Raw genomic sequence first — 24,427 nt, 5'->3', positions numbered from 1 at the left:
TTTTACATTAACGCGAGCTTCCGCCCGCTTTCAGTGCGTCCTGTGCATATGTGCGATCTTTGAAAAAGAACATCGCCACCAGTGTCACAATATACGGCAGCATCATTGTAAAGTGAGTTGGCAGGGTGAAGCCCTGCAAACGAATGCTCAATGCTTCCATGAAACCGAACAGCAGACTGGAACCCATGACACCGAGCGGATTCGCTTGTCCCAGCATCGTTGCTACCAACGCGATGAAACCGCGTCCGGCAGTCATGCCCTCCGTGAACATGGTTACCTGACCCAGAGACAGCTGGGCACCCGCCAGGGCGCACAACACGCCGCACATCAGGACGGCCCCATACTGGATGCCACGCACCTTGATGCCAATGCTCTGCGCTGCAATCGGATTCTCGCCCACCGAACGCAGACGGAAACCGGAGACACTTTTGAACAGATAGAATTGTAATCCAATAACGAGCACAATACCGAGATAGACGAGAGGGCTATGCCCTGAGATGACGTCACCGACCCACGGAATATCTTTGATGAGTGGGATGTCCCATTTAGGAAGTCCCTGCATATTTTTATCGTAGTATGCACCCTTCACATCAAAAATCGCACGCAGTGCAAAGGTCGTCAGTCCTGCTGCCAGGAAATTTAGCGAGATTCCGACTACGATCGCATTGGCCTTTAGATTAATACTGATAAAAGCAAACAGTGCCGAGAATAACATCACGATGATAATCGAGAAAAGTACGGCCAGAAGCACATTACCAAACAGATAGTTACCCACAATAGCGGAGAAAGCCCCAATTAGAACGAGTCCTTCGAGACCCACATTAAACAGACCGACACGGGAGCATAAAGCCCCACCGAGCGCTGCAAGCAGGATCGGAGTCATAATCCGCAAAGTAGAGCCAAACATGGCTGCATCAAACAGTTGTTGCATTGGATTTTTTCTCCTTTCTCCGCTTCAGGAATGAATATCCGATCTGAGCTGACACAAATAACGTCAATACCGCCTGGATAACGCTGCCGACCTCAAGCGGCACATCGGTATTACGCTCCATGCCCATGGCACCTGTCTGCAGAGCAGCAAGTAGAATCGCTGCCACAGCTGTACCGAGCGGATGCGAGCGGGCAAGCAGCGTTGCCATAATACCGCTCCACGCGTAACTTGCCGATGACAACGAGCCATCAAGGAAGCGGTACTGTGTGCCAAGCACTTCGCCCGCGCCCGCCAGACCTGCGAGCCCACCACTGATGATCATGGACAGCATCATCATGCGAATGCGTCGAACGCCGCCATACGTTGCAAACGATGGGTTGCTACCCAGCATGCGAATTTCATATCCGGTTACCGTTTTGTGTGTGAACCAGTAGATGAGAAAGGCCGCTACAATAGCAATGATGAAACCGGCGTGCAGTCCCATACCCTGGAACAGCTTTGGCAACCAGACGCTCTGATCAATCATCGGTGTCTGGGCCATGGCTGCCGATCCGGTGCGATCCTTGAATGGGTAGGATACCATGTATCCCCCAAAATAAATCGCAATATAGTTGAGCAGCAGTGTTGTGATCAACAGATTCATTCCAAAGCGTGCATCCAGCCAGCCTGCAAACAGGGACCAGATTCCTCCGGCAATAATACCTGCCACAATCGCCGCGATGCAGACAAACCAGCCCGGCCCCGGCAGATAGAGCGCCGTCAGAGCGGCACTAAGTCCACCGAGAATCATCTGACCTTCCGCTCCCATATTGAAAAATCCGGCACGGAACGCCAGTGCTACACCGAGTCCTGCCAATATGATTGGCGTGGAGCGAGCCAGGGTGTTCGTGAAGAAGTAGAAGTTGCCGAAGGCCCCTTTCCACATCTCCCCATACGTATCCACCACATTACCGCCAACGATCAGAATCGCTACAGCGCCTGCAAGCAGGCCAATGAACACGGCAAGCAGCGGCTGTACGAGTCCGCGAAGACTGTCTTTTACCCGATTCATATCCGCACTTTCCCTCCTGCCATCAACAAGCTAATCTGTTCTTCTGTGGCTTCATCTGCCTTCAATTCACCGGCGATTTCGCCTTCATACATGACAATAATCCGGTCAGACAATTGTAAAATTTCGGACAACTCCGAGGAAACGAGCAGAACACCCGCGCCTTCATTACGCTTACGAAGCAATTCGGCATGAATCGTCTCCATGGCTCCGATATCTACGCCCCGTGTAGGTTCAGCTGCAACCAGAAACGGTGTATCCTGTGCAAATTCACGAGCGGCAATCAGCTTCTGCAGATTACCACCGGACAAAAACTGTGCTTTCGTTTCCGCAGAACCTGTCTTGATGCTGAACTGCTTGATCCAGTCCTCCACCATGGCTCGTGCTGCCTTCGCTTTAATGATCCCACGTGATTGCAGACGATGATGGTGCCCCATCAGTCCGTTCTCACGAACACTCGCATCCTTCGCTGCTCCCCACATATACCGATCTTCCGGAATATGAGCGAGTCCATGCTCACGAATGCGCCGTACGGGCCAGTTCGTTGTATCCTGCCCCGATAGCAGCACACGACCGCTGTCCGCCTTGTGCAGCCCGGCAATGACCTGAATCAGTTCAGACTGGCCGTTACCCGAAATACCTGCAATCCCAACAACCTCACCCTTCCGGACTTCCAGGTGAATATTCTTAAGCGGCGAACGATCCTTGGCTCCTGACAAAGTTAACGCTTCTACTTGCAGAACAGGTTCTGCCGGAACAGAAGGCGACTTATTCATGCGTACTAGCTCACGCCCAACCATCAGACGGGACAATTCTTCCACATGGGTATCCTTCGCTTCCAGCGTGCCTGTCACCTGGCCATCACGAAGGACCGTGATCCGGTCCGCCACGTCCATGACTTCTTGCAGCTTATGGGTGATGAGTACAAACGTTTTGCCCAGCTTGGCAAGAGCTTTCATGTTCGCCAGCAATTCCTTCACCTCCAGCGGTGTCAGCACCGCCGAGGGTTCGTCCAATATAATAATGTCCGCTCCTTGATGCAGCACCTTGAGAATCTCAACACGTTGCTGCATCCCCAAAGGGCACTCGGATACTTTTTTCCACGGGTCCACAGGCATACCATATTGTCTGCCCAATTCGTTCACCTGGGCCGCTGCCTTTTTGCGGTCAAACACACCTGCCCCAGCCGGTTCGCGACCGATCACGATATTCTCCGCCACCGTAAAGGAAGGAAACAGCATGAAATGCTGATGCACCATGCCGATGCCACTTGCCATGGCCTGAGACGGGGTAGCGAAGCTTACCTCGCAACCACGAACTTTAATTGTGCCTGATGTGGGTTGCTCCATACCATATAACATGCGCATCAGGGTCGTTTTACCGGCTCCGTTCTCACCGACAAGGGCATGAATCTCTCCTTCTCGCAAATTAAAATGAATGTCCCGGTTAGCGGTGAAGCCACCATATTTCTTCGTAATCTGCTCCATCTCCAACAGCATATCCAGCGTTCTCTCCTCTCGGTCTGGTCATTTAATAGCAGCAAAACCGGCTGCCTGATCGGGCAGCCGGCTATTCAACGCCATCACTCACTCATTGCACAGAACAATAAAAACTATTGTTGCAATGGATCTTTCACTACGATTTTGCCAGATACGATATCATCCTTAATTGCTTTAACCTTGTCGATAACTTCTTGTCCCACAAAAGCATTCAGCGGGGATTCGCTATCGCGTGTTACGTAAGTCAAGCCTACGCCATCTTCTTTCAAGCCGTAGTTTACAGCGCCTGCTTTGAAGTTGCCTTCTACGAAGTCCTTCACTGTCTCATAAGCAACCGTATCGGTTGACTTCAATTGAGACAATACGATATGTTCCGGATCTTCAACGGTACGGTCTGTATCCTGACCGGAAGTATAGAAGCCTTTTTCTTTCGCTGCTTCGAACACCCCCAGATCGCCTACAGCAGATGCGCCAGCGATGAAGTCAGCGCCTTTGCCGAATTGAACCAGTGCCAATTCTTTTGCTTTGGCCGGGTCATTGAATCCACCAACATAGTTCACGAGGAATTCTGCATTCGGATTCACCGATTCCAGACCGGCTTTGAAACCTTCTGTATATTTCTTGATCAATGGAACGTCCATCGCAGCAATCATACCGACTTTGTCTGTTTTCGTGGACAATCCGGCAGCTGCACCCAGCAGGTACGCCCCTTCATATTCACGGAAACCAACGCTACGAACGTTAGGCAGATCAACGGTTGTGTCCACAATCGCAAAGGACTTGTCCGGATTCTCGGCAGCTACTTTTTTCAATGCATCCTCTGCCTGGAATGTTGCTGTAATAATCAGATCATAGTTCTCCGCAACCGCAGCACGCAGATTTTGCTCAAATGCTGCCGGGTCTGTGGATTCAATCGTTTTGGTATCTACCTTAAACTCTTCGCCTGCTTTTTTGAAACCTTCATCCATCTGTACAAAGAAAGGGTTAACCCCTATTTTTTCAGGAAGTACGAGTGCCATGCGCAGTGATTTCTCCGAATCGCTACCTTTGGCAGAATCGTTACCTTGGGCCGATTGTTCGTCTTTAGAAGCCGAATTCCCACAAGCCGCCAACAAAATAGCCAACATCATGATCGATAAGACGAACGATAAACCTCTTTTCATTTTGAAAATACCCCTTTTCAACATTCTTTTTTCTTATCCTAGCGGATACTGTCGATCCTTGTCAATAAATCTTTGAGCGTATACACTCAAATGGAATATAATTGGTGATTTGCATACTTTGAAGCTCTGGAAAGCGCTCTATATCAAGCTTTATTTCCATTGACATGGAGTGCTTCTCCGTGCTAAAGTCAATCCAATTATTCTATTCAGATAGGATTTGTCAGAATTATAATGCAATCTTCATTATTTTCCAACCCATTTTAAGGAGGCTATTCATTTGAAAAAAATCACCCAGATCACGCTGGCAGCCCTGCTCGCCGCTCCGGTTACCCTTGGCAGCCTTAGCCTGCCCGCTTCTGCTTCCGCAGCCTCTGCTACGCCAACGGGAAAAACGACTTCGTTGACGGTCAAAGGACCGTCAGCCCAAGCTCCAGCGGCTTATACTGAAAGCGCAGCAGATTATGCCCAATTTTTACAAGCCAAGTACAATATTCAATTACCGAAGCAGATCACCAAGGGCGACTTTATCCAAGCGATTGCAGCCATTATTGAAGCCGATCAAGCAGCCATAGCTACGGATGAAGCGAGCAACGGTATAGCCAAGGCACCAGCCTTTACTGATCTGACCTCTGGTGATTCTGCCTATGATGCAGCCGCTTCCTTACATAACAACGGTATTCTGTCCGGCACAGAGGTTCGTGCCAAGGACCCATTGAGCACCTATGCCGCTGTCTTCATCGCGGTGAAAGCAGCCGGGTTCAAAGAGCTTGCCTATACGTATCCCGAAGAGAAAACCGTGAAGGCACTCGCAAAGGTTGGCATCAATCCGAACCGCGTTAAGGGACAAGCGGCACAAGAGCTGGCCGCGGCCATTGACACCGGTCTGATTCCTGAAAGCCTGTATCCTGCTCTTCTTAAGGGAGGCGTAGCGAGTAATGATTTTGCCAACATTCTGCTTGGACGAGTACTAACCAGCCAAGGTAAGTACAAACACGAGATTGGACGCTCCGGCGATGCTGATATCTATTCCAAACTGGTTGCTGCCTTTAGCACGGCAGATCTTATTGAAGCACCCGAACTGAGAAAGATCGTGGATCAGGCGCTGCGGAATGACCTCGTAACAGGTTACAACCTGAAGGATAGCCGCTTCAATTCCAACTTCATCGATGAGCTGACCCTAACTTACGGACATGACAATATCAAACATGCTGTACAGTTGGTTGGTTTACTGCGTAGCGAAGGTATTGATGCCGATGTGCAATTCCAGCCGAAGACATCTGCCTTCATTTATTTGAAGGAATGGGGCGAGCCGAAGGAAACGCCAGACTATAAAGTGACACAGATCGAGAACGGCAACTATATTGCCTATGCGAAGGAATATGACATTCAATTCGAGTTCAACAATGCGGCAGACAAAGCCCGATTTAACGACATCATTTTAAAATATGCCAAAAAGGACAGTGATGATGCGTCAGCTCTCATCCATGCTTCCTGGTGGCAGCCACTGTATTATTCACCAACAACTCTTGCCAACTATCCGGTCATTACGAATAATAAAATCTCGCTCGGCAACTATTATGCACAATCCTTCTCTCTGAAAGAGAATTCCAAGACGATTCAGGAAGGCTTCCGGAAGCTTGCCCCTGATGCGGACATATCCAGTTACAACTTCTGGGTGGACCAGCCTTTCTTCAATTATCTGAACGGTGAATCGGAGTAAACATACTATCCTTGAACATTTGCACTAAAACTCGCATTTTGGCATCATATTGAGCCGTCTTTACCGAACTTTACAATGGATTCGACCCATTGGTTCGTAAAGGCGGTTTTTAATTCAGCATTTTGCAAATTTCTTATGTGAAAATCATTTTTTCTATGCAGGATTTACCAATAAAAGGTCGAATGTCTTTATGTACATAAACATGTAATGATACTACACATATCTGCACGAACAGGAGTTACTCATGGTATACGATGGCATTCTGCTTGGCTTGATCGTTGGACTATTCCGGGGCGGTTTCCGGTATGGTGTCCACCAGTTTGCAGCACTTAAACTGCGGGGTGGCTGGATATTTCCATTATTGTTACTGACTCAGTTCTTCATTTTTTTCCTACAGGAAAGATATGCATGGGTCGCTTCCATTAACGGTTATCTATTTGCTGCCATTTACATCACAGGTCTGGCATTTCTGTGGTTGAACCGGCATTACCGAGGATTTATGCTGATCTGGATCGGCGTATTTTTCAATTTTGTCGTGATGGCGGTTAATGGAGGACGCATGCCTGTTTCTCTCGAATCATCCACTGTACTGGGTTCCAATTATATGGATATGTTGCGGGAAGGCGGGGCGGTGTCCAAACATTTTATGATGGATGCGTCTACACGCCTCTCTTTTCTCGGTGATATCATCCCGCTGTCCGCACCTTATCCGCGTACCCAAGTCATCAGCATCGGTGATGTCGTTATGAACGTCGGCATATTCCTGTTTATCCAGTACATGATGGTGAATCGGAGCAATGAGACTTTGCAATCCACCGAACCCCATCAGGCCTGAAGAGATTCGAACAGACTCCAAGGAAGGGAGGTCTTTTCCATGAAAAAATTCGAGGGCATTAAATATTCCCGTCTGGTCATTAACGCAATCATCGTGGCTTCTGTTGTTGTTGCATTAACATCAGGATACAAGCTAGGCGGCTAGTATTGAACTCGCGAACCAAGAAAAACAGGCCGCCAGCGGCCTGTTTTTTCTTTCTGGATTTTTGGGACGTAACTTGTTATGTTATACATCAACATCGTGCAAACGGATATATCTACAACAAGAGCAGACTAAACCAAGCAGGAGAATTTTTATGAACTTTATTCGTAACCTTATCCATAAAGCAGATCGAAGCAGCTTATACGTTGTGCTGCTATGCTGCACAGGCATCGGTATTTTTCTGTACATGAACAAATGGTCCTACCTTCATTTATCGACTACAGATTGGGTCATGGTCTACACTATGCTGGGTGCAGCGCTAATACTGGATTATTTCACGTTCCAGATTCCACCCAAGGGCAACCAGCAATCCATGGACTCTTCCGTATATCTGGCCTGCATATTCATGTTTGGCGGAGCCTTCAGTCTGTCTGTGCTGCTCCCTGTCTCCATTATCCTGTTAATCAAAGATCGCAAGCTCACCTGGTGGAAACACATCGTTAATTTCAGCATTTACAGTCTCATGATTACGGGGGCTGCGGCCGTATTCGAATGGACTGGCGGTCAGTCGGGAACTTTGGATGGGTACAACCTGTTTCCCTATTTTGCAGCGCTCGCAGCCTATTTCATGATTAACACGATCACACTCGGCTTATTTTTTCACTTTTCAACCAAAGATGCATTACAGCAGATGAAACGGGTATTCGTTACCGAATCCCTGTTGGTTTATCTATGTACACTGATTCTGGCACTTGTCCTGACCATTCTCGTGGTGCACAACGGCGTGTTGGGCCTGATTTTATATCTGAGTCTTAGCATCCTGCTCTCTCATGCATTCAGGCAGTTGTTTGTGATGTATCAGACGATTGAAGAAAAGGCCAATACAGATCAACGAACAGGACTGTTCAATCATAGTTATTTCGAAAGCATGCTGGAGAGTGAACTGACTGCCGCCCGTACCCACGGAACCCCGCTCTCTCTGGGACTCATCGATATTGATGATTTCAAAAAGTATAATGATCGCTTCGGTCACCTGCAGGGCGACAGTCTGCTGGCTTTTCTCGGGGACTTTCTCAGTAGAAAGACAGAAGGTACACAGGTCACTGCGTTTCGTTATGGCGGGGAAGAGTTCACACTGCTCATGCCGGGCATTGATTTAGACGAAGCCTACACGTTCATGAACAAACTGCGCAAGCAACTGAATGATACGCCGTTTGAAGGGGTTGAAGTGTTTCCCCACAGCTGTCTCTCCTTCTCGGCGGGTGTTGCACGGTATCAGGTGGATATGTATAACAAGTCACAGCTCGTGGATCAGGCAGATAAAGCACTGTATTATGCCAAGAAACAGGGTAAAAACAATGTGCATCGCCACGGCAGCAATGATGGCATAGAGCATGAGATCGATCTGGTGCAGGATGTGCGCGATATTGAGCAGCAGCTCAACCTATTCAGGTATAAGGATATGGATACGTTCAAACATTCCAAAAGAGTGTATAAATACGCGCTCGACATTAGTGAGTTACTGGAGCTCGACAATGCAGAGAAACGGAGTTTCGTGCTGGGCGCACTGATTCACGATATTGGGAAATTGGAGATTCCTTGGTCCATCCTGAACAAAAAAGAGAAGCTTACTGTAGAAGAGTGGGAGACGATCAAGGGGCATGTGACGTGGGGCAAAAAGATGGCCATAGCCACGGACCGCTTCGCAGATCTGATTCCTTATATTGAACTTCACCACGAACGGTATGACGGAACGGGTTATCCTTATGGTCTAAAAGGACATGAGATTCCAAGGCTGTGCCGGATGCTCACGGTAATTGATTCCTTTGACGCAATGACTACAGAACGACCTTACCAGGAAACCAAAAACGTCGAAGAGGCGATCAAGGAACTGCGGATGTGTTCAGGTTCACAGTTCGATCCAGAGCTTGCAGAGATATTCATCCGATATATTCAAAAGCGGACTGTACAGCAACAACATTTATAACACGAAACAAGTTAACGTTCCGGTATAAATCCAAAAGCGCTACCCCCGGTCTGATCAGGAGTAGCGCCATTTTTCATTTTCATCATGGAATGAATCGTACACCAGACTACTTCATTCTCGTGCAGATTCTACATTAACGATTGCTATTGGTATTCAGTTCATGTGAGGTCTGATGCAGCTCTTTGATCATCTGCTGCAAAAACATGTTGTCTTGACGACTGATCCCGTGCTGATTGTCTTGAACAAGCATCTGATGAATGTTCTTTTTGAGCAATTCACTGCGACGTTCCAATACTTCTTGACTCATGTTGTTGCTTCACTCCTTAACATGTTTTGTAATGAATTCACGTTCTTTATTAAGTATAGAGGACCTTCTCCGATAGGGAAAACGGACTCAGCCCTCCTCAGCTGTTCACATCAATCCTCATCTAGCGTGACAACATTTCACCCCATGCTGTTCTTAGATATCCTTCTAAATACTCCCTGATCCTCCCCAGGTTCCTCCAAAAGTACAGACTAGGGTCTTGGACAAGCTTGCGTTATAATGGTGCCAAACCTACTTAAACAAACTACATATCTAAGTTAATCCTATACCAAAGGAGTTCTGCATTCATGTCATATAAACAAATCAAATGGATGATCCTGCTTATTCCCACTTTCACCGTTGGCATCTGGGAATATATTCGTCATCAGTTCCTGATGCCATATCTTTCGATGGATGCAGGAAACTGGTTAACCCCTGTCATCGTTTACCTCGTGAGTGTGACGCTGCTCATCCGATTATTTCGCATGCTGGAAGGTGCCAGGGCTGCTCTGGAGCAGGAACGTGCTTCCAAAGCGGCGCTTGAAGCGCGTGACGAGCTGGCCCGGGAGCTGCACGACGGTATCTCACAGTCTCTTTTTCTCCTGTCGGTGAAAACGGATAAGGCCGAGCGCAGCCTGGCAGGCAGCGGTCACGAGAGCGAGATTCGGGAAATTCGCAAAACCGTGCATGAGGTCAACGCGTACGTGCGGCAAGCCATCGCCCAGCTCCGTTACGTACCCGGACATACTGCGGCTCCCGAAGAAATTGCCCTGCATGCACAGGTCGAAGTCCTTGTCAGAGAAACGGTACCTGATGCTCATATTCACTGGAACCTGAATGGAACAACGTTCTCGGCCAAGGAGCAAGTAGAGTTGCTGGCCTGCATCCGGGAAGGGCTGCTCAATGTACGTAAACATGCTCAGGCTACGAAAGTTCAGGTCCACGCTGAAGGTAACCCAATATCATGGTTTATCCATATTCGAGATAATGGTGTCGGACTGAGCGGAGACCCGTTACAGCTCAAAGATCGTTACGGATTGCGAATTACGAAGGAACGTGCTGTTCAGATGGGCTGGTCTTTTACCCTTGATTCAAGACCAGGTCAAACACAGATGACCATTGGAAAGGAGCATGCCTAGTATGGAACATGTACGTGTACTGGTTGTTGATGATCACGCGCATGCGCGTGAGGCAATCTGTAGTATTTTATCCGAAGACAGTCTGTTTGAAGTTATTGGTATGGCTTCGAATGGAACAGAAGCACTGGAGCTTACCGGGCAATGGATGCCCGATCTTATTCTGATGGACGTGCAGATGCCGGATATGGATGGACTGGAAGCCACCCGACAGATCAAGCTCCGTTTTCCGTATGTCATTATCGTCATGGTCACTGTATCGGATGATGTAACCTATCTCTTCGAAGCACTGAAACAAGGTGCTCAAGGATATTTACTCAAAAACCTTTCTCCCTCCACCTGGCTTGAATACCTTCGCGCCATCGTCAGCGATGATGCACCATTAAGCAAGGAGTTGGCCTACCGGATTCTGCAGGAATTCCCCGCACCTCGCAGCGAAGATGTACAGGACAATCCCCTGACCACGAGGGAGCTTGAGATTCTTCAATGGGTCTCTGCGGGATATACCAATCGCGAGATAGCCGACCAGCTTGGCATTTCGGACCAAACGGTGAAGAATCATCTGAAAAATATTTTACAGAAACTTCAACTCGAAAATCGCGTACAACTGACCCGTTACGCACTGGAAAGCGGACTGGCAGGCCGCAAGCTTCGTAAATAATTATTTTTTCAAATATAATCATAAATTCCAATCCAATAGCAGAGCATTCATGCTTTTGTCACAATTCCCTGGATCAAATTGTTTTTTTATAGCCCAAAGTAGTCATACGCCTTTATTTTGGACAAAGTTATAATGGTATAGATTGTGTGCGCATGACAAAGATTGACTACAATTCTACGACCTAAGGGTGATGTTTTTTTGATGTTAGCCTGGTTCACCACGAAATTGGGCAAACGGCATTGGGCAATGATGGTCTGCCTGCTGCTTGTATGTTGCCTTGTTATACCGCAATGGGCATCTGCCCATGCATATATTGTGCAGGCTTCCCCAGGAGAGAACGAACAGCTTGCGGTTGCACCTGAACGCCTGACTCTGGAGTTCAACGAGTCTTTGCAGACGGCCTTTTATGATATTAAAATCACCGGACCTGACGGATCACAGGCAGACGACGGAAACGTACAGGTCGAAGCGGATCGCCCACATATTCTGGAGACGGGTCTGCGTACTGGCCTTGGGAACGGAACTTACGCCGTCAATTGGAAAGCCGTATCTGCGGATGGTCACCCCATTCAGGGAGCTTACGTCTTCCATATTGGAGAACCATCGGGCTCACCCGCCGGGCTTGGAGACCTTACGTCAGGTTCCGGTCAAACTGGCGGTCCGCTAAAATGGATCTTATCCCTGACAGACTGGATTCAATATCTGGGACTGTCTGTGATTTTGGGCACACTCGCTTTCCTGCTCTTCCGGATTGCGCCTTCTTCCATGGCGAGAGAACCACTGGATGTGCCAGGGAGTTACAAACTGTTATGGATCAGTTATGGTGCCACATCTGTTGCCGCTCTGATCAGCCTGCCCCTGAACACGTTGTATGAATCAGGCGTATCACTTGGGGAGTTCAGCTGGGCACTGATCGGCAGTGCACTCAAATTGACATCATTTGGGCAGATTTGGATCGTACAGATGTTGATTGTAATGCTGCTGGCAGTCACCATTCTCTCTGGATATGATCGAGACCGTTCCATAGGTATCCGTATCTGGTCCTCTTACGGATCACTTGCACTTGTTCTTGGCTGGTTGTTCACCCATGCAATGACGGGACATCCCGCTGCTGCGGATCAACGTGCACTCGCGATCACCATGGACTTCGTACATCTGATCGGAGCTGCGTTCTGGATTGGGGCATTGACTGCCATGGCGATATGTCTGCCACCACTGGCGGATAAGCTACCAGCCAAGGTTCGAGGAGAAGTCTATTGGACCGCCATTCGCAGGTTTACCGCATGGGGCATAGGTGCCGTGGCTGCTCTGGTCGCTACGGGAATATACAGCAGCCTGATTATTCTGCCTGCACCCGTGCTGACCTCCTTGTTCACTACAGCATATGGCCTTGTCCTGATCGCCAAGATCGTCCTGCTTATTGTGATGCTTGTCTTCGCTTGGCGTCATGCCAGCATTGCACGTACCGCGAGCGGCAGCAGACTCTCAGGCAGTCTCAAGGCTGAGCTTGCCGCGGGTGCCGTTGTTCTTGCTCTTGCCGCTGTGCTGACTCACTTGTCTCCAGGACAACCAGCAGCGGTCGGGCCTTATAACGAAGTGCAGACCACCGATGATGGTTCTACGATTACACTCCAGGTAAGTCCAAATGTGACCGGAGAGAACCAGTTCAAGGTTGACGTGAAGAAAACAGATGGCAGCACAGTTAACGATCTGGAACAGATCACACTGTCCCTAACACATCTGGATATGGATATGGGCATTTATGAAATTACGATTCCGAAAAACGACACCGGGGTCTATCAGGCAGAAGACTACATTTCCATGCCGGGACGCTGGAACGTCAAGGTACATCTCCTGACCCGTTCCCTGGATTCGCTGGATGCCGAATTTGAGATCGACACCGCCAATCCATAGTTACAAATCATTTAATTAATTGATCTATATATGTTCAACTAAACATTTACACAATAACGGAGAGGACAGAAAAAACCTGAAAAAGCGAAGCGTTCGCCTTTATCACCGGATTTTCCCCTTGAGAAAAGGGGATCGAAAAATCTGGGGATAACAGCGATTGGAAGGTTATTCTGTCATCGGAGTGCAAGTGTAAATCATCTTTAGTTGAAATCATATATGTAGAACTGAGAGGGGTTATTTATTTTGAAGAAAACATCATGGACTTCCAAACTGACATCCACTATCGCAACAGGTGCCGCAGCGTTGATGCTGTTCGCCGGATTCGCTAGCGCTCACGTTACTGTCAACCCAACCGTAGCACAGACAGGTGCATGGCAAACGTACAGCATCAAGATTCCATCAGAAAAAGAACTGGCTACCACCAAAATCACCTTGAAAGTACCGAAGGGTGTTGCATTCAAGCAATACCAACCACTGGCAGGCTGGAAAATCTCCACTGAGAAAAATGCATCCAATGAAGTGACGTCAATTACATGGGAAGTGGACGGAGATAACGAAGGAATTCTGGCTGGTCAATTCCAGCAGTTCAACTTCGTCGCTCAAAATCCGGAGACTAAAGCTGAAGTAGCCTGGGATGCATTCCAGTATTACAGCGATGGCAGCATCGTGGAATGGACAGGCGAACCAAGTGACAGCAACCCGCACAGTATTACGACGATCAGCGAAGACCCTGCTGCTACAAGTAACGCTGCGGCAGGCGGAGATCACCATAGCGGTGCTGCGAGCGGCAACGAAGGACATGAGGATACCAAAGCGGGCACTGGTACTGGAGCTGCTGACGATACCAAAGCAAACGATGATACCACGCTGGGTGACGCCTTGAACGACACCGTTACAGGTGAGCCGAACAATACGGATTCAGACTCGGGTACACTGAAGCTGCAACAGGCAACACTAATCGTATCCATTCTAGCTCTGATTCTGTCCTTCCTGGGGATTGCTCTGGCAACACGTCGCAAAAAACGCTAAGAACGACTTGAAGTTCACGATAAATTAAGATAACTTGAGATAAAAAAGAAGCCTATGGCATAAGGGATTTAACCCGATGTGCTATAGGCTTCTTTTTTTGGCTATCCCTGTTCTTTTTTTACTCAGTGGTTCATGCACTTAATCATACTGAATTCCACAACAAGTTCACACTCATATTAACGCTGAATTGTCATCCACAACATGACATTGCATATTGCCTATCAGCGTCCCTCATCCGTCTGAATCATAACCTCAATATATTGCAGCAAGCTCTTCTTCTGTTGCTCTATTGAATGAATGCGACTGGACAGACCCGCAAAGAACGCTTCAACTTGTTCCCTTGTATGATCCGCGGATTGTCCCTTCCAGTCGTTCAGCCGACCGTACAATGCACGAGCCTCCTGCTCATCCGCTTGTAAACGGGCAAGCAGCTGAGTCAGTTGTTTTTCGGCAATCCGAAGATCATCCAATTCCACCAGCAATTGTCCACCCACTCGTGTTTCCCTCCCCTATGTACATGATATTTACGTTAACCATTCTGGAACCCTAATTAAAATGAACCGGACTCTCGTCCGCCTGCCGAAAGGCATCCGCCTTCTCATCAATGAAGTTCAGGAACTGGCTCGTATGTTTCATATGCCATGTGCTCAATTCGTTAATAGACGCATCCAGCTGGGTCACGATCGGCTCCAGTCTGCGACTGCGACTGGAATGCAGGTATTGTGCCATACGGCTTCGCACCTGATTCAGCTCTGCATTGCACTGTTGTGCACTCTGCTTCCACCGGCTAGCCACACTTTTCAGTTCTTCCGGCGTAACCTGAATCAGCCCGGAACCTGCTGCCCCCGTGGCTACTGCACCTCCGCCACCACCACTTGTCTTGGGACGTACAGGGCCCACGTTCTTGCTAAACGGTCCTAGGTGATCCATAAGACGCGGGGAGTAGCGAACTTTCTCTCCCGTAATTGGATCATACAGGTCATTGGATACATAACCGTTCTTGAAGTCATATCGGTCTAAGCTGTGATAGTTTTCCCCGCCAAACGTGTTCTTGGTTTTATCTATAATACTCACACCATCATTCGCCGAGTCATAATCGGAATTGATGTAATAGGTTGATCCCACATGCCGATCATATCCCCCCAGTGTTCCACTGGCCACCAGATCACTCGGGTTCGCATAGTTCACAACCTGCCCGTCAAATTCACCCGCTTCTGCCCTGCGCCGGGCTTCCGGGGTCAAGTTACCCATTACGGATGGCGCGCTGAACGTCACAGCAGGAATTCCGGTATAAGCGGATGCATACTGCGCATTGCCCCCACCGAGTGAATGTCCGGTCATTGAGAAATTGAGATCCTTATGTTTATCCTGCATGTGACTGGCATAGTTTTCGGATTGATACATCTGGTTAGCCCAGCCTGTAGGGGACACTGTTTTTTCAATATCTTTTACACGTTCACCAGTCCAGTTTTCCACGTCCCTTACTCTGTCACCCGTCCAATCTTCCACTTTGGATATGCCAGTAAAGTCCTTAACGCCCTCAACCCCTTTGTCGAGCCATTCAGGCGTAAGATCATTGATAAAATTTCCAGTCTCCTGCTGTCCCTTGCGAATCAACTCTCCGCCCCCGATTCGGGCATCCATGACAAAGTCAGGTACAGACCGATCCAGAGGCGCACTTCCTTCGGTACCGCGATATGCGATCACCGCTTCCTTGGTCTCGGGATTATAGAAGGTCATAGCATCAAAACCGGATAATTTATTACTCTCCGTACCTTCAAGCACCTCCCATCCAGGGAGTTCTGTTAGCTTATCCCCGGCTTTTTGATCCTGGTACGCTAAATCAGACATAATTTTATACGTCTCGTCATCAATCTTGGACTCGTTACTCAAAACTACACCTCCTCTTTATTTGGCATATGGATCATGTCCCTTGGCCATCATGACTTCCTCAATTTCAGGACTGATTACCAGATTCTTGGTTACCTTCTTTTTGTAGTCGTACGAAATGCCAAAGCTCTGATCTTCATGATCTTTCACATGCCCTTTCAACCCAATCTGTGACACTGCCATCTCAGGCAATAACTCTTTGCTTGTAATCACAACATCCAGTTCGAACTTCTGCTTGAAGTGCTGAATTACGGTCGCTTCAGCTTCCTGGTATAAAGCTTCCTTCTCACTTGCATTCATGTTCTGACAACCTCCCAGAAATATAGTAAACACCATCATCAGTGCGAATAAACCCTTTAGCCATCCTGTACGTTGAATACCAATCCCCCCTTTTGGTTCAAGCGAATGTCCATAGTCCACCAGTACCTGAATCATAGTACAAAATCAACATGGTCACATCGGCTAAGAGCATCGTTTTTATATAACTTTATTCCTATAATGATTCAAACAGAGCTTTTCGGTGTACATTACCCGTTTCCCCCCTTGTTGCATCATACACTTGATAAATATTCGGAAAAACCAAAAGGAGCCTGCTCTATAGAGCGGCTCCGTCTAGCCATACTTAATTGTTATTCCAGCACCAGCCGCAGAGCGGTAAGCGCAATCCCGATAATAAAACCGGTTACGGCTCCGTTGATTCGAATCCATTGCAGATCCTGTCCGACCTTATCCTCAATTAAGGAGACCAAGGAGGCATTGTCCATTTTGTCCACATTTTCACGTACGAGGTTACCTATTTTGGAATGGTTTTTCTCCAGCAGATTCGTTACGCCATCCACAATCTTGGCATTCATCCCTGCCAGCAATGCATCATCTGCCCGCAAATCGGACAATACCCGCTCAATGGCAGGAAGTGCGTACGTCTCTACATACTGCCCATCTTCCATCGCAGCCAGCGCCTTATCCCTCAGTTCGACCAGCTTGTTCAGCACCGTTTCCTCTGCGTTCCATCCATCCAGCATATTGTTCTTCCAGCCGTTGATTCCATCCTGCACACTCTCACTCATAGCCAGACGTAAGGTCTGGGTCCGTACCAGATCAAGCACTTTGTAACGGAGAGCACTGCCTTCCCTCTTCATGTCCTCTACCCGTTCAAACAGGTACCCTTGCAAAATGCTACCCAGACGCTCTTCGTTCAAATAGCCCATGAACGCATTCATCGCAAATTGCATCAACCCGTTCATCTGGATTCCACTGATCGCTTTCAGGCCGCTTTCGCCCAAAAACATAACAGTCTCCGGTTTCACAAGCCACTCCTCTGCCTGTTTCAGACCGTAGTCCAGCGCTTTGGCATCATAACCTCGCTCGCTCATCTGAACCTGCGCCCGCTCCAGAATGGGACCCAGGTCGAAGGCTCCAACCTGTGATTTGATCTCACCTGCAACTAGTGGAGCAATCTGCTCCAGCGGCAGTCCGGCAAGGATACGTTTGCAGAGTGTATCAATCATGGTCTTGATTCCATCGGTGTGGAGTTCACGTGTCAACGTATCCAACACCCTCTCCGCTGCTTTAAAATCAGCGATTTTTTCGGTAATGCTGTCTTTATTGAGCAAGTTGTTCTCCACCGCGGAGACAAGGCCTTCCGTCATTTTATCCCGATTTTTGGGCAGCAATGCTGTATGTGGAATCGGAATACCCAGTGGATGACGGAATAACGCCGTTACGGCGAACCAATCCGCGAGTCCACCCACCAATCCCGCTTCAAATGATCCTACCAGCATTTTCCCCACTACACTGCCCTGGAATGGCAACGACGCGGCAAATCCTGCTCCCATCACGACGAGAGACCAGGCGGCTGCTTTTTTGGTTTGTTTAGGTTTAGCCATTGTCATCTTGCTCCTTTATCGTTAATCGCACGGTCCGGCTTATAACCGAATACCCCGCACTCCTTCTGTTCTTTATGTAAACCCTCCACTAGAGAAGTCTTGGCTTCCATATTTCGTATACTTCATCTTATCACCCACACGCGTCAAAACCAAACCTCTGGTTGGCGAAAAAAGAATAAAAGAGGGGGTTTTTCCAATCTAAATAGTCGTTTTTCGCCAATACCAGACCGTTTCCAGTATAATGAATTCAGACGGCTTCCCTGTTTTCGATTGGCAGCCGGACCACAGGGTAATTACATAATGGAATCATTGATGAATCAAAGGAGGAATTTCGGACCATGAAACACGTGCAGGACACAACAACACTTTATAACGGAGTCAAAATGCCTTGGCTGGGTTTTGGCGTATTTAAGGTTAAGGATGGCGAAGAAGTCGTCGAAGCCGTCAAAACGGCAATTCAGGCAGGTTATCGCAGCATTGATACCGCCAAAGCGTATAACAACGAATCCGGTGTAGCTCAGGGTATTCGTGAATCCGGAATTGCCCGCGAGGATTTGTTTATTACCACCAAAGTGTGGAACGGCGATCAAGGGTACGAATCCACCCTGGCGGCCTTTGAAGCCAGTATGGAACGGCTCGAATTGGAATATCTGGATCTCTACTTGATCCACTGGCCCGTCAAGGGCAAGTATAAGGACACATGGAGAGCAATGGAGAGGCTGCATAAAGAAGGACGTATTCGTGCCATTGGGGTAAGCAATTTCCATATCCACCACTTGGAAGACCTAATGACCGATGCCACCATTAAACCTGCTGTGAATCAGGTGGAGCTTCACCCGCTACTGACCCAAACAGAGCTTCGAGAGTATTGCAGCAAACATCAGATTCAGATTGAAGCGTGGTCTCCACTGGGTCAGGGACATCTTCTGGAGCATCCGCTGCTTCAGGATATCGCTGCCAAATACAGCAAGTCCCCCGCACAAGTAATTTTGCGCTGGGATCTGCAAAATGGTATCGTAACCATCCCGAAATCCATTACACCACAGCGTATTCGTGATAACGCCGACCTGTATGATTTCGAGCTGACTCCTGAAGAAATTGAGCATATTAATCAATTGAACGAGAACAAACGCTTCGGTTCCAATCCCGACAACTTTAACTTTTAATATAAGCATCTATACTTAGGGTGTGTCTTCAATCCATTGTTGTTTCCACCGATTTCTATATGGACAGCTGGATGAGTAACGAGAATCCGAATTGATCCGTCATCGCCATAGCGTACCAAATACACTCCATTCAAAAATCCCGATTCAGATGCCTATGCATCTGGATCGGGATTTCATTATAAAAGTTATAATTAGCCTTTGGCTACCAGCTTGAAATCATCAAAGTGGAAACCTGGTGCTACCACGCATGTAACCAGTACAGGCTCATCGCCCAGTGGACGTGCGGTTTGCCATACGCCAGCAGGAACGAGCACCTGTGGTGATTGTCCCGCAGCAATATCCATACCCAGAATGAGAACTTCCTCGTTCTCCGGGTTCTCCCCGTTGCCGCCCAGTTTCAGTTCAACCGGACTGCCGCTGTGCCACAGCCAAAGTTCATCGGACAGAACCGTATGCCATTCCGAGACTTCATGCGAATGCAGCAGGAAGTACGTCGAGCTTGCCGAGAATCGAGGGCCTGAGTATGTATCCGGCAGAACCGATTGCGGAATCTGATACGATGCCTTCCATTCTTCCTTATACCAACCGCCTTCAACGTGTGGCTGCATATTTAGCGCAGCAACCAATGGCGATAATTCATGTGTCGTCATAACCAGTTTCCTTCCTTTCAAATCGGATTGGAGACACCCTAACCAGAGTTTTGCCTCACTCTCCTTACTCTAAAACATCATCAGACTTTTGTCACCTATGCAGCAAGAGGAGGTGAATAAAAACACGGTCTTAACATTCTTTTTGTCCGATTCTTCTAACTCCCTTTAAAATGATAGCGTTTACAATAAGATGGATTTTCCGTTATGATATGGATATAAACGTGAATTAGCTGAAGCGGAGGGGAGCCGTGTTTATGAGTGTAATAGAGGATCGGATTGGACCCAAATATCGAATTGGCGAAAATTCATTCACCATTGAACATATGAGCAGACATGATGGGAATGCCATGCCACAGCCTCACGCGCACCATTTTTACGAGCTGTATTATCTACTGGAAGGTGAACGGGTATATTCCATGAATGGTCAGCTTCTCACCGCGAGCAAAGGTGATCTGATTCTAATCAATCCCCATGATGTACATACGACTTCCAAAGGAAATATTCCAGGCTTTGAGCGAATTCTGATCGGATTCTCGCCTTCTTTTGCCACCGGGATGGAGCTTGGCATATGTGGTCTGCTCCCCTTTGATCGTTCGAGACTGCTGCACTTCCCCAAGGCGGAACAGCCTGAGATGGAACGAATACTGTGGCAAATGCTGCAAGAATGCAAAGAGCGCCGTCCTCACTATGAAATCGTGGTGAGAAGCCTGCTTGCCCAGCTCCTGATACGCATCCATCGGGTTGAAGAGGCCGTCCGTCAATCATCTCCAGCTCCTCTGCATCCGATGCAGGACAAAATCAGTGAAATCGCCACTTATGTGAACAGCCACTATAATGAACCACTTACTCTTGAAGAAGCAGCTGCCCGCTTTTATATCAGCCCATCCTATCTGAGCCGGATGTTCAGCCGTTTTACCGGATTCCGGTTCAGCGAATATCTGCGTGTTGTTCGGGTCCGAGAGGCACAACGAAGATTGCTCTCCACACAAGAGCGTGTACACATGATCGCAGAGAAGGTAGGATTTGAGCATACGGCTCATTTTAACAAAACATTCAAACAGGTAACTGGTACAACCCCGCTGCGCTACCGCAAAGAACACCGATCAATCATCACATAACATCACCATTGATAGGAGTGGTATCCTTTGTCCATGAGTTACAACCCACACAAGCAAAAAGTAATCGAAGAGATTCAGCACAGACAATTGTCTTCCATCATGAACAACACTAAATGGACCAAATTACAGGATGCGATCTATGATGAGCTGCCCTTCGCTCCTCCTTTTCAAATTAAAATGGTGTTAGAGCAAGCGCCCTATCCGGATTCATTCGAGCAGGATGTAACATATATCGGGGATTGGTTGAGTCTTAGTACTGCCTTCTATAATGTAGAGTGGGTTCGAGTGAAACCACGGACGCTCAAATCTGTCGGTCGATATGTGCAGCCAGAGGTAATGGATATAGAAGCCGAGTGGGTAGCCTTGCTCCAAAAACTACGTATTCCATATATGAAGAAGGATCATAATTACTGGATATATGGCTACGCCACTGCGGCAGAATTTGACAAATTATTATAAACCTTATTATCCATACTTATGGGTACAAACTATTTTGGGGTATAGCTGAAGCTGAGTCCATTTACCTGCGAATGATCACACCACCTCGTACTTCAGGAGCAACGGAGATCTGGCGTCCCTCCTCGTCTGCATCGGCTTCCCGGCACACAATTCCCGCCGAATCATGCCCCGTCACTGTCAGAAGTCGACCATCCGCGCCCTTGCCCTCAATCGCTTCCAACTCCGCACCCTTGCATTGGTGCAAATGAATGAGCGGACCTTCGGTAATCTGAGCGTGCAGTTCAGTGATGTGCAGATGCTTTGCATGAGCACAATGCACACCGCTACGAGCAGCCACCTTGTAACGTTGAATGATCACACCGTCCAAAGGCATTTCCGGCAGTCCACTCACCAATAACGCCGTGTCAGCACCGGCACAGACTACATCCGATATTCGAATATCCCGGAACACCGGCGTCTCTTCGCTAATCTCCTGGAACAGATCACTTCCCCGAGCAGAGCCTTCCTGATTCGCATAGAAAAAGGAAAATGAGATGGCTTCCATGATGATATCCTTCATATATATGCGCTCCACCTGAATATCCTCCACCACCCCGCCGCGCCCACGCGCGCTTTTGAAGCGAAGTCCAATATCTGTTCCGATAAATGTACAGTCCGACACCCTCACATGCCGCACACCACCGGACATTTCACTGCCGATGACAAAGCCGCCATGACCGTGATATACGGTGCACTCCCGAATCGTAATGTATTCCGATGGGAGAGCCAGCTCGCGGCCTTCGGCATCCTTACCTGATTTCAGGCAGATGGCATCATCGCCGACATCGAATACACTTTGCTCCACCACAACATGACGACAGGAGTCGATGTCCAGCCCATCCCCATTCTGGGAGAACCACGGATTCCGCACACTCACGTTACGAATTGTGACATGCTCCGATGCCCAGGGGTGCAGATTCCATGCAGGCGAGTTCTGGAACGTTGGACCGTCCAGCAGTACGCGTTTGCAGCGGCGCAAGCTGACCATGTTGGGACGCAAGAAGTCTCTGATTTCCTCATATGCTGCCACATCACGCACTTGCTCCTGATGAAGACGATCTGCAATCGTCCCACCTTTAAGCGCAGAAGTCGAGGGCCACCAGATTTCTCCATCTCCACCGGATTGCTCCACAACACCACCCGAAGCAACCAGTCGATTCCACTGTGAGGTGGTCATTTTGGAACGTTTCACCGGGCGCCAGGCTTCACCGCTTCCATCCCATATTCCTTCACCGGTAATTGCAATATCTTCAAGCTGATCACCATCAATGGGGGATTGGCAACGTACCGCCTGCCAGCCCTCGAAGCTTGATGCAATTAAAGGATACTGATCAAAATCGCGACTGAACGTAACCAGCGCCCCCGCTTCCACATGAAGCTCAATACGGCTGCGCATAACAATCGGGCCTGTGAGCCAGACACCCGCAGGAATTTTAATTCTACCGCCGCCCGCTTCAGCGCAAGCTGCGATCGCAAGCCGAAACATCTCCGTATTATCCGTTATGCCATCTCCGACAGCTCCATAATCCGAAATGCAGAAATCCTGAGCAGGAATGATGGGTAATTCTACTTCATAAGCTCGAACATCGGACCGGGGACCTGCTCCTGTCGACCCTGAGGAGTAATATGTATTCATTCAAAGCCTCATCCTCTCTACCTGTATTCTTATAGCCATGGGGATTAAACGCTTCTCTTCTATGGTTATTGCTCACTTTTAGTCCAGTATTCTCTAGCTCCATCATATCAATGGCATGGAAGGCCAGGTTGAGCTTTTTTGCCATGTACGGCTAGAACTTGATGTTATTTGTTTTTTATTACAGAGTCATAAAGTGAACATCCCTTTAAGTATACTCTATACATCTATTCCAAAGGTTGGAAAACAACTAGGAGATTCGATTCATTTTTCTGTCAGGATTCGTCACAATCACTCTAATAATCTAACAAACATATAACACATTTACTGGCTATAGCCCTATAAAACCTATTACTTATGTCATGTTTTATCACAAACCAATTGCCATAAGCAGGATGAGTATGTATGATTAAATAACTAGTTTCAATTTATTCCTTAAAATTCCTTTTCAAACAGACGTTGCAGAAAGGATGGGGTGTATTCTTGATTGAATTTAGGGGTGTCCAGAAGCATTTTGGTCATTTTCATGTCCTCAAAGATATTCATCTTCACATTGAAGAAGGAGAGGTCGTTGTCATTATCGGCCCTTCCGGCTCAGGCAAAAGTACCTTGCTCCGCTGCATCAACCGCCTGGAGACGATTACCGAAGGTGAACTTGTCGTCAGTGGTGTCCCTTTACATCAGAAAAAGGTAGACATCAACCTCTTCCGCCGAGACATCGGCATGGTATTTCAACACTTCAATCTCTATCCTCACAAAAAAGTCATCGACAACATTACCCTTGCACCAGTGAAAGTGCGCAAGCAATCTAAAGAACAGGCAGCAGCCACGGCAATGAAATATTTGACCCGGGTTGGCATCGCCGACAAAGCAGACAGTTATCCCTCCCAGTTGTCCGGTGGACAGCAGCAGCGGGTGGCGATCGCCAGAGGGCTTGCCATGGAGCCCAAAATCATGCTTTTTGATGAACCTACCTCTGCACTCGACCCCGAGATGATCGGGGAAGTCCTTGATGTCATGCGTTCCCTTGCCCATAATGGCATAACCATGGTCATCGTTACACATGAGATGGGATTCGCCCGCGAAGTGGCAGACCGGGTCATCTTCATGGATGAAGGCCGAATTGTGGAAGAAGCCACCGCGAACGAATTTTTTGACAACCCCAGAGAAGAACGGGCACAACAGTTCCTGAGTCGTCTGATTCACCACTGAGATTCT

General features: G+C 48.2%; 22 protein-coding genes. 11 read left to right on the top strand and 11 right to left on the bottom strand.

Translation table 11 applies throughout. The features are described from left to right. Nucleotides 1–7: 7 nt before the first annotated feature. The 4 genes from ACR32F_RS02050 to ACR32F_RS02035 form a co-directional block, all read right to left on the bottom strand. A complete protein-coding gene (locus tag ACR32F_RS02050; RefSeq protein ID WP_440115669.1) occupies nucleotides 8–931 on the bottom strand; it encodes an ABC transporter permease in 924 nt (307 codons plus the stop codon). After that, nucleotides 915–1,982: an ABC transporter permease gene (locus ACR32F_RS02045; RefSeq protein WP_440115666.1), complete on the bottom strand. Its 1,068-nt coding sequence runs from the start codon at nucleotides 1,980–1,982 to the stop codon at nucleotides 915–917. The genes ACR32F_RS02050 and ACR32F_RS02045 overlap by 17 nt, the downstream gene beginning before the upstream one ends. Further along, nucleotides 1,979–3,478, bottom strand: coding sequence for an ABC transporter ATP-binding protein (locus ACR32F_RS02040; RefSeq protein WP_440115664.1), 1,500 nt, complete (start codon nucleotides 3,476–3,478; stop codon nucleotides 1,979–1,981). Before ACR32F_RS02040 ends, ACR32F_RS02045 begins: the two co-directional genes overlap by 4 nt. A 113-nt stretch (nucleotides 3,479–3,591) precedes the next feature. Next, nucleotides 3,592–4,641 carry a BMP family lipoprotein gene (locus ACR32F_RS02035; protein ID WP_440115662.1) on the bottom strand — a complete coding sequence of 350 codons (1,050 nt, stop codon included), beginning with the start codon at nucleotides 4,639–4,641 and terminating at the stop codon, nucleotides 3,592–3,594. 277 nt (nucleotides 4,642–4,918) lie between these two features. On the opposite strand from ACR32F_RS02035, the gene ACR32F_RS02030 reads away from it, so the two are divergent. The 3 genes from ACR32F_RS02030 (at nucleotide 4,919) to ACR32F_RS02020 (ending at nucleotide 9,324) form a co-directional block, all read left to right on the top strand. Further along, the gene (locus ACR32F_RS02030) at nucleotides 4,919–6,361 is read left to right on the top strand and encodes a hypothetical protein (protein WP_440115660.1); all 1,443 of its coding nucleotides are present in this window, start codon (nucleotides 4,919–4,921) and stop codon (nucleotides 6,359–6,361) included. A gap of 244 nt (nucleotides 6,362–6,605) precedes the next feature. After that, nucleotides 6,606–7,196, top strand: coding sequence for a DUF5317 domain-containing protein (locus ACR32F_RS02025; RefSeq protein ID WP_440115658.1), 591 nt, complete (start codon nucleotides 6,606–6,608; stop codon nucleotides 7,194–7,196). Nucleotides 7,197–7,491: 295 nt separating this feature from the next. Beyond that, nucleotides 7,492–9,324, top strand: coding sequence for a bifunctional diguanylate cyclase/phosphohydrolase (locus ACR32F_RS02020; RefSeq protein WP_440115656.1), 1,833 nt, complete (start codon nucleotides 7,492–7,494; stop codon nucleotides 9,322–9,324). A 133-nt stretch (nucleotides 9,325–9,457) separates the two neighbouring features. Here the strand turns inward: ACR32F_RS02020 and ACR32F_RS02015 are convergent, their stop codons facing one another. After that, nucleotides 9,458–9,631, bottom strand: coding sequence for a hypothetical protein (locus ACR32F_RS02015; protein ID WP_440115654.1), 174 nt, complete (start codon nucleotides 9,629–9,631; stop codon nucleotides 9,458–9,460). Between the two features lie 305 nt (nucleotides 9,632–9,936). Here ACR32F_RS02015 and ACR32F_RS02010 point away from each other — a divergent pair, with 305 nt between their 5' ends. The 4 genes from ACR32F_RS02010 to ACR32F_RS01995 all read left to right on the top strand — a co-directional run bounded on the left by ACR32F_RS02010 (nucleotide 9,937) and on the right by ACR32F_RS01995 (nucleotide 14,368). After that, nucleotides 9,937–10,767, top strand: a complete 831-nt coding sequence (locus tag ACR32F_RS02010; RefSeq protein ID WP_440115652.1) for a sensor histidine kinase — start codon at nucleotides 9,937–9,939, stop codon at nucleotides 10,765–10,767. Between the two features lies 1 nt (nucleotide 10,768). Then, entirely contained in the window at nucleotides 10,769–11,425 is a 657-nt protein-coding gene (locus tag ACR32F_RS02005; RefSeq protein ID WP_440115650.1) for a response regulator, read from the top strand. A gap of 201 nt (nucleotides 11,426–11,626) precedes the next feature. Continuing rightward, entirely contained in the window at nucleotides 11,627–13,339 is a 1,713-nt protein-coding gene (locus tag ACR32F_RS02000; protein WP_440119651.1) for a copper resistance CopC/CopD family protein, read from the top strand. 243 nt (nucleotides 13,340–13,582) lie between these two features. After that, complete coding sequence (locus tag ACR32F_RS01995; RefSeq protein ID WP_440115648.1) at nucleotides 13,583–14,368, top strand: YcnI family copper-binding membrane protein; 786 nt, start codon at nucleotides 13,583–13,585, stop codon at nucleotides 14,366–14,368. A 221-nt stretch (nucleotides 14,369–14,589) separates the two neighbouring features. On the opposite strand, the gene ACR32F_RS01990 is transcribed toward ACR32F_RS01995, so the two are convergent. From ACR32F_RS01990 to ACR32F_RS01975, 4 genes are all read right to left on the bottom strand, one after another. Beyond that, entirely contained in the window at nucleotides 14,590–14,862 is a 273-nt protein-coding gene (locus ACR32F_RS01990) for a hypothetical protein (protein WP_440115646.1), read from the bottom strand. A gap of 52 nt (nucleotides 14,863–14,914) precedes the next feature. Beyond that, nucleotides 14,915–16,261 (bottom strand): lipase family protein, encoded by a 1,347-nt coding sequence (locus ACR32F_RS01985; RefSeq protein ID WP_440115644.1) that lies wholly within the window; start codon nucleotides 16,259–16,261, stop codon nucleotides 14,915–14,917. A gap of 15 nt (nucleotides 16,262–16,276) precedes the next feature. Beyond that, entirely contained in the window at nucleotides 16,277–16,558 is a 282-nt protein-coding gene (locus tag ACR32F_RS01980; protein WP_253429381.1) for a hypothetical protein, read from the bottom strand. Between the two features lie 329 nt (nucleotides 16,559–16,887). Continuing rightward, entirely contained in the window at nucleotides 16,888–18,144 is a 1,257-nt protein-coding gene (locus ACR32F_RS01975) for a DUF445 domain-containing protein (protein WP_440115642.1), read from the bottom strand. Between the two features lie 338 nt (nucleotides 18,145–18,482). Here ACR32F_RS01975 and ACR32F_RS01970 point away from each other — a divergent pair, with 338 nt between their 5' ends. Then, entirely contained in the window at nucleotides 18,483–19,310 is an 828-nt protein-coding gene (locus tag ACR32F_RS01970) for an aldo/keto reductase (RefSeq protein ID WP_440115640.1), read from the top strand. A 191-nt stretch (nucleotides 19,311–19,501) separates the two neighbouring features. On the opposite strand, the gene ACR32F_RS01965 is transcribed toward ACR32F_RS01970, so the two are convergent. Further along, nucleotides 19,502–19,960: a cupin domain-containing protein gene (locus ACR32F_RS01965; protein ID WP_440115638.1), complete on the bottom strand. Its 459-nt coding sequence runs from the start codon at nucleotides 19,958–19,960 to the stop codon at nucleotides 19,502–19,504. 254 nt (nucleotides 19,961–20,214) lie between these two features. On the opposite strand from ACR32F_RS01965, the gene ACR32F_RS01960 reads away from it, so the two are divergent. Both ACR32F_RS01960 and ACR32F_RS01955 read left to right on the top strand, forming a co-directional pair. Continuing rightward, nucleotides 20,215–21,078, top strand: coding sequence for an AraC family transcriptional regulator (locus ACR32F_RS01960; protein ID WP_440115636.1), 864 nt, complete (start codon nucleotides 20,215–20,217; stop codon nucleotides 21,076–21,078). A 33-nt stretch (nucleotides 21,079–21,111) separates the two neighbouring features. Continuing rightward, complete coding sequence (locus ACR32F_RS01955) at nucleotides 21,112–21,537, top strand: DUF6678 family protein (protein ID WP_440119649.1); 426 nt, start codon at nucleotides 21,112–21,114, stop codon at nucleotides 21,535–21,537. Between the two features lie 61 nt (nucleotides 21,538–21,598). Here the strand turns inward: ACR32F_RS01955 and ACR32F_RS01950 are convergent, their stop codons facing one another. Further along, nucleotides 21,599–23,212, bottom strand: a complete 1,614-nt coding sequence (locus tag ACR32F_RS01950; RefSeq protein ID WP_440115633.1) for a glycoside hydrolase family 28 protein — start codon at nucleotides 23,210–23,212, stop codon at nucleotides 21,599–21,601. Nucleotides 23,213–23,692: 480 nt separating this feature from the next. On the opposite strand from ACR32F_RS01950, the gene ACR32F_RS01945 reads away from it, so the two are divergent. Further along, nucleotides 23,693–24,421 carry an amino acid ABC transporter ATP-binding protein gene (locus tag ACR32F_RS01945; RefSeq protein ID WP_440115631.1) on the top strand — a complete coding sequence of 243 codons (729 nt, stop codon included), beginning with the start codon at nucleotides 23,693–23,695 and terminating at the stop codon, nucleotides 24,419–24,421. Nucleotides 24,422–24,427: the final 6 nt, after the last annotated feature.

It is taken from the genome of Paenibacillus hebaui (assembly GCF_051934385.1).
GTDB lineage: Bacteria > Bacillota > Bacilli > Paenibacillales > Paenibacillaceae > Paenibacillus.
The sequence above is the reverse complement of the archived record's forward strand: the minus strand, read 5'-3'. Positions and strand labels throughout refer to the sequence as shown.